The sequence below is a fragment of the Elusimicrobiota bacterium genome (assembly GCA_016218575.1).
Taxonomy (GTDB): Bacteria; Elusimicrobiota; Elusimicrobia; order UBA1565; family UBA9628; genus JACRDN01.
Map to the genome: position 1 here is coordinate 51188 of JACRDN010000017.1, position 11787 is coordinate 62974.

Here is an 11787-nt window from a genome sequence, read left to right on the forward strand (position 1 = left end):
GCAATTTGAAATTTCCAGGGCTAAATACTGGGCATGGCTTCGAGGCTTCGGTCATGAACAGCATCCGTCCGGGGGAACTCCTGGAGCTTGTCGAGATCATGGAGGACCTCATAGTCGGGGACTCCAGGCCCGCTGCCCTGGCCACCGTGGTTTCCTTGGACGGCTCGGTTTACAGCCGGGCAGGAGCCATGGCCGTTCTGGTTGCTGGGCCGGCCGAGCGCTCGGGCGTTATTCCCGCGTTCGAGCTCAGCGCTCCTTGGAGGCGGGCCTGCGAGGAACTCTTCGCGGGCTCTGGGTCCCGCCTATCGAGCTTCGAGACTGCCGAGGACGATCCCATACTCGGCTTCGGGCTCGGGGCTCCGGGGCGCCTGGAGGTGTTCTTTGAGCCCATCAACTTTAAACTTCTCGAGCCTTTGCGCAGGATCCGAGAGATTATCCTGCGCGACCAGGGCTTGGTCTGCGTCTTGCGCGTGGAGGGCGGGCGCGTCGGGCAAAGGGTTCTTTACAGCCCCAACCATCCGAGCGTTAGGGAATGCTACCGGGAGACGAGCCCGGAGCTGGTGGAAAGCGCGTCGTCGGGGGGAACCGAACGGGATTTTCTATGCCCCATCCGGCCGATGGGGAAGGTCCTGATTTTCGGCTCGGGCCGGGACGCGGCCAAGCTTTCCCGGCATCTCTCCGGCCTGGGCTTCAGCGTGTACGCGGCCGATCCCCGGCCCGGCCGTCTCGGAACCGAGGAGTGGGGGTCGCGCCGATTCGCCTTGATCGAGGGCGGCTGGGAGCAGATGCGCCGGGCCGCGGTTCCCGATGAGGAAACATCGATCGTGGTCATGACCCATTCCTACGCCCTGGATTTGGAGACGCTTCAGGGAGCTCTCAAGAGCCCGGCTTCCTACGTGGGGCTTATCGGTCCGGCGCGGAGGACCCGAAAGATCCTGGCGGAGCTTTCGGTCCTGGAGGTCTTGCCCCGCCCCGGGATTCTTTTCGCCCCGGCCGGCCTCGACCTCGGCGCCGAGACCCCCGAGGAGACGGCCTTGAGCGTGGCCTCCGAGATTTTAGCTGTCCGCTCGGGCCGCGGAGGCCGCAGCATTTCGGGCCGCGGTCGGGACTTGGCGACCATGACGGGCCGCAGGGCCCGAAGCCAGGTGCCGCGCGGCCGCGTCGCCCGCATGGCGGCCCAGGAGCTCGAGCTTCCCTTTATTCCCCCGCAACGGCGCGGCTTCTGAGTTCCTCCAGGCTTAAGAGGCGCTCCTCGCCGGTTTTCAAGTCCTTGACCTTGACCTGGCCCCCTGCGGCCTCCTCCGGCCCGATGATCACGGCGAGCTTGGCGTGCCGGGCGTCGGCGTACTTGAATTGGGCCTTGAGCTTTCCCGTTCCGGCGTAAAGGTCCGTTTCCCAGCCCGCGGCGCGCAGCTTCCGCGCGGCCGCGATGGATAGGGAGCGCAGCTCCTTCGAGAACACGGTCACGCAGGCGTCCGGGCCGGGAGGAGCTTGGCTCTCGGAGGATTCCTCCAGGAGAAGCATGAGGCGCTCAAAGCCTAAACTTCCCCCACAGGCCGGCACCGGCGCGCCGCCGAATTTCTCGGTCAGCCGGTCGTAGCGGCCGCCCCCTCCCAACGAGCCCGAAAGACCGGGCAGCCTGAACTCGAACACGGTGCCCGTGTAATAGTCGAGTCCGCGGGCCAGGCTCGGGGAGATCTTGACGCAGCCTGGCTCCAGGAGCCCGGCCAGGGTTTTTTGTATTTCCAGGAGGCGCGCCAAGGCCGCGGCGTCGGCCGCGCGGAGCCGGTCCAAATCGGGCTGATCCGACATCAAGGCGGACTCCAGGGTCCGGACCGGCGCGGCCCCGACCAGGGGCGCGAGTTCCGCCAGGACCTCCTCCCGCTCGACCTTGTCGAGCTTGTCCAACAGCACGCAGACCTGTCCCGCCTTTTCTTGGGGCACCTGGGCCTGGGCCAGGACCGCGTGAAGCAGCGACCTGTCGTTGATGATCACCGCGGGCTGGGGAATTTTAAGGGCCAGGAAGGCGCTTGAAATGGCGTGGATGACCTCGACCTCGCAGAGGAGACTCTCCGAGCCGATGATGTCGGCGTCGCATTGGTAGAATTCCCGGTAGCGTCCCTTCTGGGCCCTTTCGGCGCGCCAGACCGGCCCGATCTGGAAGGCCTTGAAGGGCCGGGGAAGCTGGCCTGCGTAGCGGCTGTAGAACCTGGCCAGGGGCAAGGTCAGATCGAAGCGCAGCCCCAGATCGGCGAGCTCGCCTCCTTCCAGGGACTCGGCGAGCTTCTCCCCGCGCTTCAAGATCTTGAAGATGAGCTTCTCGTTCTCCCCCGCGCCCTTGCCCATGAGCACCTCGAGGCTTTCCACCGCGGGGGTTGCGATGGGCATGAAGCCGAAGGAGCGGTAGACCTTGGAGATCGCGGCCGCGGCCCCGGCGCGGCGCAGGCAGGAGTCCGGGAGGCAGTCCCGAAAGCCGGAGGGGGGAGTGACGGAGAGTCCCATGGTAATTAGAAGTCCGACACCATTATAAAATAAAATAGGTCATGGCGCTCACCGTAAAATACGGCCCTTTCCATCCCCATCTCGAGCGCGCCTTCGTCGAGAAGCTCGCCCGCCTCAAGGCCGAGAGCCCTTGGGCGCCGGTGGCCGTGGTAGCGCCCTCGCGGAGGATGGTGGGCAGACTCGAGAGGCTGGCGGCCGTGGAAGGGGGGCAAAGCCTTCTCAACGTCCATTTCCACACCTTCTTCAGCCTGGCCCAGCGCCTCCTCGAGGAGGGCGAGCCCTCGCCCAAGGCTTGGATCGGCGATTCCGCCTTCCTCGACAAGACCCTCGACCAGCTCCTCGAACAGCGCCCTGAGCTGGGGGCCCTGTTCATGGGAGTCGCGCGGCCCAAGGCCCTGGCCAAAGTGCTGCGGGCGAGCCTCAAGGACTTGATGGACGCCGGGGTCTCGGCGCATGCTCTGGCGGAGCACTTCGCGGGGGAGCTGGGCCTGCCCCCAGCCGAGAAGGAGAGACTTTGGGCTCTCTTGCGCCTGGCCGAGGCTTATGAAAAGCGATTGGAGGAGCTTGGCCTCCTCGCCTCTTCAGGCCTCACGCGCCTGGCCGCCGAGCGGGCGGAGGGCTCGCGGTACTTGGCGGGCTTCAAGGAAATCCTGTATTACGGGTTCTACGACTTGACCGGGCTCCAGCTCGAATTTTTCGAGGCGGTCACGGCCGCGCATCCCTGCGTCCTGTTTTTTCCTTACGAGCGGGCTCGTCCCGCCTACAAATTCGCCCAGTCCTTCTTCGAGGAAAAGCTTTTGCGCCACGAGGTAGAAGAGCTCTCCCTCTCACCGGGCCAAACGGAAGGCCCGGCACTACAGGTCATCAACGCTTCCGGGGCCCGCGACGAGGTCTGGGCCTGCGCCAAGGAAATCCTGCGCCTGGTGGAGAACGAGGGCTACCGCTACGAGGACATAGGCGTGGCCGCCCGGACCTTGGCCCCCTATCGCATTCAGATCATGGAGGTTTTCGGCGAGAACGCCATCCCCTACGATTGGGATCCCGGCGAGCCTCTCCTGCGCCATCCCATCGCCAAGAAGGCCTTGAATCTGCTCGTCTTGGCGGAGCGGGATTTCCCGGCCCCCATGGTCGAGGATCTGTTCTGCTCTCCTTATTTCCAGTCCCCCCGGGGCTCGGGGCCGAGAACCCCCGGACGCTGGAGGGAGCTTGTCGGGCGCCTCGGGATTCGCTCCGGCTGGCTGCAATGGGAAGGCAAGCTCACCGGGCCCTTGCCCGAGGACTCGGAGAAGCTCCGCCCGGAACGCGAGGCCCTCTGGTCCTGGCTTTCCGGCTTGAGGCGGGAGCTATCCGCGCCGGCCGGGTCTTGGGGGGAGCTCGCGCGGTCTTCCCGCGCTGTCCTCGAGCGGCACCTGGGGCTTGCCGCCCAGCCCCAAGGCCCCGAGGCCGAGGCCTGGGACGGGGTCCTCCAGGCCCTCGAATCCATGGCGGCCTTCGATTCCCTAGGTCTGCCCGCGCGCCGGGCGGATTTCCTAGAAGTTCTCGAGGCCAAACTCAAGGCGGCCTCCTTGGCCTCTAGCCCCGGCTGCCGAGGGGTGCGCGTGCGCGACGCCATGGAGGCCCGAGGCGACGGGTTCAAGATCCTCTTCATGATCGGCCTCAAGGAGAAGCTCTTCCCGCGTCCGGTTATCGAGGATCCCCTCTTGCGCGACTCCGCCCGGGCCGCCCTGCGCCATCCCGCCGGCTACTGGATTTCCCGCAAATTGGCCGGGCACGAGGAGGAGAAACTCTTGTTCCACCTTCTCGTCTCCTCGGCTCGGGAAAGGCTTTACGCCGTGTACCCGCGCTCCGACGAGGCCGGCAAGGCAGAGATCGCCTCCTTGTACTTGCGCGAGCTGTGCCGCGCCCGGGGCGCGGATTTGTCGGACGAGCGCGTCAACCGGAGGATTTCCCGCCAGCCGGCCGAAAAACTGCGCTCCTGCGAGCCCCAGCTTTTGTCTCCCAAGGAATTCTCGCTGCGCGCCGGCCTCGAAGGGGGCCTTCCCCCCTGCGAGGCCTTGGGCCTGGCGGGCTTCGATGGAGAGCTTCTCCGGGAATCCTTCGCGTCGCTCGGGCCCCTCTCGTCCTGGGGGGGCCTCGGCCCCCGGGACGGCTTGTCGGGCCCGCCCGCGGGCTATTTGAGGAGCCTGCGCGAGAAGGGAATCTCCCCGAGCGCCCTGGAGAGCTTCGCCCGGTGTCCCTTCCAATTCTTCGCCGACCGTGTGCTGGAGCTGGGCCGGGATGAATCTCCCTCGGAGAAGGGGGAATTCGCGGCTTGGGCCCGGGGCAGAATCTACCACGGGGCCCTCGAGCGCTTCTACAAGAATATCCGTGTTGAGGAAGGTCTGGATTGGGTTCCCCGTCTTGAGAAGGTCGTGGAGGAGGTCTTCTCTGAGTACGGCTGGAAAGAGCTCGGCATCTACCCGGTGCTCTGGCTCTCGGTCAAGCGAGGGGTTTTGTCCCGCCTGAGCGACTTCATCGCCTGGGATTTGGCGCAAATGCGCGAGTCGGGCCTGAGTCCAGCCTGGCTCGAGAAAAGCCTCTCGGCCCCTTGCCCGGGGGAGCTGCCCGAGGGCCTTTCCGGGCTTCGCCTGCGCGGGATCGTGGACCGGCTGGACCTCGACGAGACCGGCCGTCGCTTCCGGGTGGTGGATTACAAGACGCGCCTTGCCTCCAAGCTCAAGATCGCCGGCCTTGTGGCCAAGGGCGAGATGTATCAGCTTCCCATTTACGCCGAGCTCGCCCAGGCCGAGCTCGGGGCCGAGGCGCGGATGATCTCGGCCTGCCTGATCCCGCTGGAGGCCTCCGGCAAGGGGGGCAAGGCCCAGCGCGAACATGTCTACGAGGGGGGTGAGTGGGAGCGCGACCGCCTTTCTTTCCTGGCGCTGCTCCGCGAGAGGCTTGCGGAAATTTCCCAGGGGCGCTTCCCTATCCGGCCCGATGACGGGGAATTCGGCCATTGCCGCTATTGCGATTTCTCGGCCCTCTGCCGGAAGAGCCACGGCCCCACCCGCCGGCGCGCGCATGCGGCCGAAAGCCGGACCGGGGGGAAAGAATGAGCGGGCCTTTGCCGATGGACGCGGCCGACAGGAGCCGGGCCCTCGAGGCCCTCGGTTCCAACCTCGTGGTGGAGGCGGGAGCCGGCACGGGAAAGACCACGCTTCTCATCGGCCGGATCCTGGCGCTTCTCGAGGGGAGGCCGGATCGGGAGGCCCTGCCCATGGACTCGCTCGTGGTCCTCACTTTCACGGAGAAAGCGGCGGGCGAGCTCAAGTGGCGGCTGGCCGATGAGCTGTCCAAGATCGCGGCGGCCGGCGCGCCGGCCTGGGCCCAAAAGGCCCTGGAGGAGCTCGAGAAGGCCCAGATCGGCACGATTCATTCCTTCGCCGCGCACTTGCTGAGGCTTTATCCGGTGGAGGCGGGGGTGGACCCCGATTTCACGGTGGACGAGGGGGACTTCTTCGACGAGCTCTTCGAGGCGGAATGGTCCCGCTGGCTCGACCGCGAGCTGGGCGAGGCCGCGCCTAGGCCGCAGGCCTGGCTAGACATATTGGCGCTGGCCTCGCTGGAGGATTTGGAGATTCTCGCCCGGGAGCTGTCCTCGGAAGGCCTGGACTTAAGTCTTGTCGGCAAGCCCCAGAAAAGGGTGGCCGCCTGGCTCGAGGAGGCGGCCGAGGCCTTGTCGGGGATGGCGTCGCGAAATCCCCTGCCCCATCGCTCCTCCAAGATCGCGGAATCCTTGGGGGATCTGACCGGGCGCTTGAGGGCCTTGGCCGAGGCCCACCGCGGCCCGAGTCCCGCCGCGCTTAAGCCGCCGGACTCTCGTCCCCTAGGCAAGTCCGCCTGGCCCAAGAATTGGGATCACGCAGGGCAAGCCCTCTACGAGCGGGCCCGCAAGATCGCGGAGAGGACTTCCCCCCAGGAGGAGGCTTTGGTCCGCCGGGCCTGCGCCTTGGTCGAGCCTTTCGCCTCGGCCTTGCGCCGCGAATACCGCAGGCGAGGCTTTATCTCCTTCGACGGCCTCCTGCGCTGGGCCCGGGATCTCGTACGCGACCGCCTCCCGGTCCGCGAGGAGCTTAAAAAACGCTACAAAGCCCTTCTCATAGACGAGTTCCAGGACACCGATCCCCTGCAGGGGGAGATACTGCTCTTCCTCGCCGAGGCGGAGGGCCGGGCCGCGCGGCGCTGGGAGGACGTGGAGCTGGGCCCGGGCCGGCTCTTCGTGGTGGGGGACCCCAAACAGTCCATCTACCGCTTCCGCGGGGCCGACATCGCGGCCTACCAGCGCTTTACCGAGCGCGTCCTAAGCGGTCCTATGGCCCTCTCCTGCGATTTGCAGGCCAACTTCCGCAGCGATCTGGGGCTCCTTGAGCCGGTCAACGCGATTTTCGAGCGCATCATGCGCTACGAGCCGGGCCTCCAGCCTCCGTACAAGAAGCTTTCCGCGGCCAAGAAGCCCGGGCCGGCGGCCGCCGCCGGCCCGGGCTTGGAGCTGATCTGCGTCGCGGCGGCCGATGGACGGGATAAGGAGCTCGCGGCCGAGGCCGTCCAGCGCCGGGAGGCGGAATGGATGGCGGACTGGATCATGGAGAGCCGCGGGCACGGGCGCCGGTACAGGGACGTGGCGATACTTCTGCGCAGCGCAGCACCCCTCGAGGTCCTCCTCGACGTTTTCAAGGGCAAGAACATCCCCTACGCCGTCGAGTTCGAGAAATATTTTTACGGCACGCAGGAGATCTGCGATTTCCTGAATCTCCTGCGCGTCCTGGACAACCCCGAGGACCGCGTCTCCCTGGCCGGGCTCCTGCGCTCCGCGCTGGGAGGGCTTGAGGACCGGGAGCTCTACGAGCTCGCTCGAGCGGGGGGGCTCTCCTACCTCAAGGACCCTCCCGCCAGCCTCGAGCGCTCCCGCGGGCGCCTGGGCCGGCTGTTTAAGCAGCTGCGCGATCTCAGGAGCCAGGTCGGCCGCCGGCCCTTGTCCGAGTTCGTGCCCCTGGTCCTAGAGAAGACCTTCCTTCTCGAGCTGGCCTCCAGGGCCTACCACGGCCAACAGACGGTCTCCAACCTCCTCAAGATATCTCGCCTGGCCTCCTCGGCCAACGAGGAGCGCGCCATGACGCTCCGGGAATTCATCGAGCTCTTGGGCCGGCACGTCCATGATTTGCGCAAGGAGGGGGAAAGCCCGCTTGCCGACGAGTCCTTCGACGCGGTGCGCCTCATGAGCATCCACAAGTCCAAGGGCTTGGAGTTCCCCGTGGTGTTCCTGGCCAACGCCTCCGGCGCGCCGGGAGGCCAAAGCAAGCGCGCGCTTTCCCTAACGGATTGGAGTGCCGCCGTGGTCGGCCTGCGCCTGCCCAAGCTCAAGGCCGCGGACGCTTCCATGGCCTGGCTCGAGGTCCAAGAGGACATCCGGCAGGAGCACGAGGCCCTGCGCCTGCTGTACGTGGCTCTCACCCGGGCCAAGGAGAAGCTGTTCATCCTGGGCAAGGTCAAGCCTTCCGGCAAGTCGCTCTCCGAGATCCTGGCCAGGGCCGGGGCCTGGCCTTCAGAGGCCGGTGAGGACGAGGCACCAGCTCCAAGCCTCGGCTTGCCGGTGCGCTGGATCAGGGCTGAGACGGACGGCGCGGCATCCAGCCCGGAACGAGCCATGCTCTCGCCTGGCCTGTCTCCGACCAACTTCCCAAGCAAGACGGACGCCGATTCATGGGCCGCGGCCTGGGCCGAGCGAAAGATCCGGCGCAGCCAAGCTCGGAGCCTGCCCTGGACGCTGAGCCCCTCGAAGCTCCCGCGCAATGAGGAATCCGGCTACGCGTCGCCGAACCCTTTGCCCAGCGGTCCGGCGATCGGGACGGCGGCCCTCCTGGGGCGGATCTGCCATAAGGTTTTAGAACAGTGGGATTTTCGCGGCTCGGGCCCCCCGCTTGAGGAGCTTGTCGCCAAGACCACGCTGGCCGTCGGCCGCGGGTCTCCGGGCCGCCACTTCAAGGCCTTGGGCCGCGAGGCCCATGGGATTTTGTCGGCCTTCATGGGATCCGACGCCGCCCGGGAACTGGCCCGGGCCGAGATACTGGGGAGGGAGATTCCGTTCGTCTATGCCCAGGAAGGCGCCGTCGTGCGCGGGGTCATGGACCTGGTCTACCGCCTGGGCGGCGAGGTCGTGGTCGTTGATTATAAAACCGAGCGCGCGGCCCCGGGTAGGGAAGCCGCCCTCTCCCTCAAGTACGAACGCCAGGGCGCGGCTTACCGCGCGGCCGTGGAGAAAGCCCTGGGTGTTAAGGCCCGGTTCCGGCTTATTCCTCTGCGGCTTTGACAATCGGGGAGACAAGGCTGAGCAAGAAGGCCAGGGCCGCGATGTTCACGAAAAGGCCCCAAAGAGCTATCCTGCGCGCGAAGGTTCCTTTTTCGAAAGCGGCCAAAGACTCGGCCAGCCAGTGGTAGTAACGCTGAGCCATCTTCTCGATGGCTGCGCTCCTACAGCCTAGGCGGTAAAGGTCCAGATTCCCAAGTCGGCCGGATTCCAGGCTTTCGCGCACTTTCCGGGCGTGACTAGAAATCCCTTCAAGAGATTCAAGCTGAGGTTTTTTTTCTCCCGTCAAAAGCCAACGGAAGGTGCCGAGAAAGGAGCGCGCGATCGCGGCATTGTCACAAAGGGCGGCATGGCCTATGGGATTGGCCCCCAGGCGGCGTAGCTCGCCCAAAACCGTCTGGTGAGCGCAGAACCACATTTTTCGGCATGTCGCCACGGTGAAGACTCTCTTGCCCCGGAGAAGACCTCCATCGCGTCCTTTGAGGAAGCCTTGGACGGGCAGAGACGGGGCCAAGTGCCACGGTTGGAAGCCGAGCACGACGAGATCGGCCTCTTGCAGCAGAGAGGGCTCCTCAAGGCTCGCGGCAGGCGGTTGCTTCAGGAGGCAGGCGGGGAACACGTCCAGAAAATCGAAGAATTTCCAAGGAAAGGGGTATTCTTGCGAGGTCCGGATCGGCAGCCAACGGACCTCCCAACCATCCTGCCAGGCTCGAGCGAATGCCTCGAGAGCCTTTCGTGTTCGGCCGCTTTGCGAATAGTAGACGAAAGCGATCTTGGGCGCCATGGACGAGGGGCGTTTTTATTTTAATGGCCTACGACCGTCAAAAGGAAGAAGCTCATGGAAAACCTGGCGCTTTCGGGCACGAAACACAGGATTTTCTGGCCCGGCCTAAGCTTTCCGCTTGCGGCCAGCTCCTCCAACATGATGAAAATGGCCGCGGAGCCGGTGTTCCCGGTCGTCTCCAGGTTTGTGAAGGTCTTGCCCGAGAAATCCAGCCCGCTGGCTGCCGCCTCGGCCAGGACTTTGTCCATGAAGTAATAGGAGGAGACGTGGGGGCAAAACCAGTCTATTTGCGGGTTCAGGAGCTCGTATTTTATGGCGCAGTCCCTTAGGGCCTCTCCAAACGTCTTGATGATGTATTTGTCTAGAAGCTTGGCGTCTTGGCGCAGGATCAGGCATTCGGCCAAATCCTCAGCGTCGCCGGGGGGCAGATGCCCCTTGTATCCCAGGAACCCCTCCTCGTCCTTGATTGCTCCGCAGTACATGCATGGCTCGTAAAGATGGGCGTAAGACCAGAGGTCCACGAATTCTATCTTGAAGGAGAGCCCTTCTCCCCGCCCCGGCCGGCCCTGGATCAAGAAAGCGCCCGCCCCGTCGGAAAGCATCCAGCGCAGGAATATGCCGTCGAAGCTATGTGCCGGATTGCGTTCCAGGAGATCCGCATCGGGGTTCGGGAAGCGTTTGGCGAATATGTTCGCGCAGAGGCTGGCCGATGCGTTCTCGGAGGCCGTCACCAGGGCGTTGCGGCGCAGCCCCCCGCGCACGGCCATCCAAGCGTACTTCAAGGCCGTCACGCCCGCGCAGCAGGCTCCCGAGGTGGCCGCGATTTCAAGGGTCGGGAGTTCCATCTCGGCCTGCACCATGGCCGCCTGGTTCGGGATCAACTGGTCCGGGCCGGTGGTGGCGCAGCAGAGCAGCTCGACTTCCTCCTGGCCCAGGCCCGCCTCGGACAAGGCCGCCTTTCCCGCCGCTGCCGCCAACTGGGCGTTGGTGTGGGTGGGCCGCCCCGTCCCGGGGTCCAAGGCGTAATGCCGCTGCTTGATTCCGTTTCGGCTCAAGACGATGTCCCTTACCCGGCTGTCGCGGGAATTGAGGGTCCCCAGATAGTTCTCAAGTTCATGGTTATGGACGGGCTTGTTGGGAAGGAATTTCCCGATTCCAGTGATGTAAGCCTCTTGGAAGGTCTTTAACCCTTCAATCGCGCTATTCTCCAGGATGGCGTTTCTCATATTCTTGCGTCCTCCGCTCCGAGCAGTTTCCTCTCCTGGCTCCGGTGAAGGCCGGCCAGGGCGCGGGTGGTAAGGCCGGGCATGAGCCTCATGAGGCCCGCCAAGACCCGCCCGTGGCGGGTGATGACGGCCTCTTCCTTGCCCTTCCTGAGGGCGTCCAGGATCTCCGCCACCGCGACCTTGGTCTTGACCCTCAAGAACTGCGTTTCGGGAAACTTGAGGCCCTTGTCCACTCGCGCGCCCAAGACCGCGTTCTTGCGCACGTCGCTGACCACCATGCCCGGGGAAATCAAGGCCACGCGCACGCCGCAGGGGCGCAGCTCTTCCCTCAAGGATTGGGCCAGGCCGCGCAGGGAGAACTTGCTCATGGAATAGGCGCTAAGTCCCGGCCTTCCGATGTAGCCTCCCACGCTCCCGATGATGGCGAGCTGCCCGCGGCTTTTCTTGAGCGCGTCGAGGCTGGCGTAGATCGTCCTCAGCACGCCGAAGACGTTGGTGTCGAATTGCCTGCGGAAATCCTCCAGGTCGCATTCCTCTAACTTCCCGTACACCCCGAAGCCCGCGTTGGCCACGACGGTGTCTATCCTCCCGAAAAGCTTTAGGCCCTGGGCGACGCAGGCCTCGAGCTCCTCCCGGCGCGTCACGTCGCAACGCGCGACCTCGCAGCGGCTAGGGCCGACGGAGTTTATCTCGGACTTGAGCTCCTCGAGGGCCTTGAGGTTTCGCGCTCCCAATAGGAGGAGGGCGCCCTGGCGGGAGAGCTGGAGCGCCATCTCCCTGCCGATTCCCGAGGAAGCTCCCGTGATGAAGAAGACCTTGCCGCGGAAGGCCATGTCAGATTGCCGTGAGAAGCATCTAATTTTCCTTAAACACCGCAGCCATTTTCCAAAAATCCACTCCGCCTGTTATGAGACTAAAGGCCTAACACACGA

7 protein-coding genes are annotated in these 11787 nt (G+C 65.2%); 3 read left to right on the forward strand and 4 right to left on the reverse strand.

What is annotated here, in order from left to right; all coding sequences use genetic code 11:
* Window positions 1-53 precede the first annotated feature (53 nt).
* On the forward strand, window positions 54-1226 hold the full coding sequence (locus HY921_06765; protein MBI5630568.1) for an XdhC family protein: 1173 nt from the start codon (window positions 54-56) through the stop codon (window positions 1224-1226).
* Here the strand turns inward: HY921_06765 and hisS are convergent.
* Window positions 1198-2502 (reverse strand): histidine--tRNA ligase, encoded by a 1305-nt coding sequence (gene hisS / locus HY921_06770; protein ID MBI5630569.1) that lies wholly within the window; start codon window positions 2500-2502, stop codon window positions 1198-1200. The genes HY921_06765 and hisS overlap by 29 nt on opposite strands.
* 41 nt (window positions 2503-2543) lie before the next feature.
* Here hisS and HY921_06775 point away from each other — a divergent pair, with 41 nt between their 5' ends.
* Window positions 2544-5597, forward strand: a complete 3054-nt coding sequence (locus HY921_06775) for a PD-(D/E)XK nuclease family protein (GenBank protein MBI5630570.1) — start codon at window positions 2544-2546, stop codon at window positions 5595-5597.
* Window positions 5594-8848, forward strand: a complete 3255-nt coding sequence (locus HY921_06780) for a UvrD-helicase domain-containing protein (GenBank protein ID MBI5630571.1) — start codon at window positions 5594-5596, stop codon at window positions 8846-8848. Before HY921_06775 ends, HY921_06780 begins: the two co-directional genes overlap by 4 nt.
* On the opposite strand, the gene HY921_06785 is transcribed toward HY921_06780, so the two are convergent.
* Genes HY921_06785 through HY921_06795 form a run of 3 tightly spaced genes read right to left on the reverse strand, consistent with a single transcriptional unit; the run spans window position 8829 to window position 11688 of the window.
* Entirely contained in the window at window positions 8829-9629 is an 801-nt protein-coding gene (locus HY921_06785; protein ID MBI5630572.1) for a hypothetical protein, read from the reverse strand. The two genes, HY921_06780 and HY921_06785, sit on opposite strands and share 20 nt — an antisense overlap.
* Before the next feature lie 20 nt (window positions 9630-9649).
* Window positions 9650-10855: a hypothetical protein gene (locus HY921_06790; GenBank protein ID MBI5630573.1), complete on the reverse strand. Its 1206-nt coding sequence runs from the start codon at window positions 10853-10855 to the stop codon at window positions 9650-9652.
* The gene (locus HY921_06795; protein MBI5630574.1) at window positions 10852-11688 is read right to left on the reverse strand and encodes an SDR family NAD(P)-dependent oxidoreductase; all 837 of its coding nucleotides are present in this window, start codon (window positions 11686-11688) and stop codon (window positions 10852-10854) included. The genes HY921_06790 and HY921_06795 overlap by 4 nt, the downstream gene beginning before the upstream one ends.
* Window positions 11689-11787 lie beyond the last annotated feature (99 nt).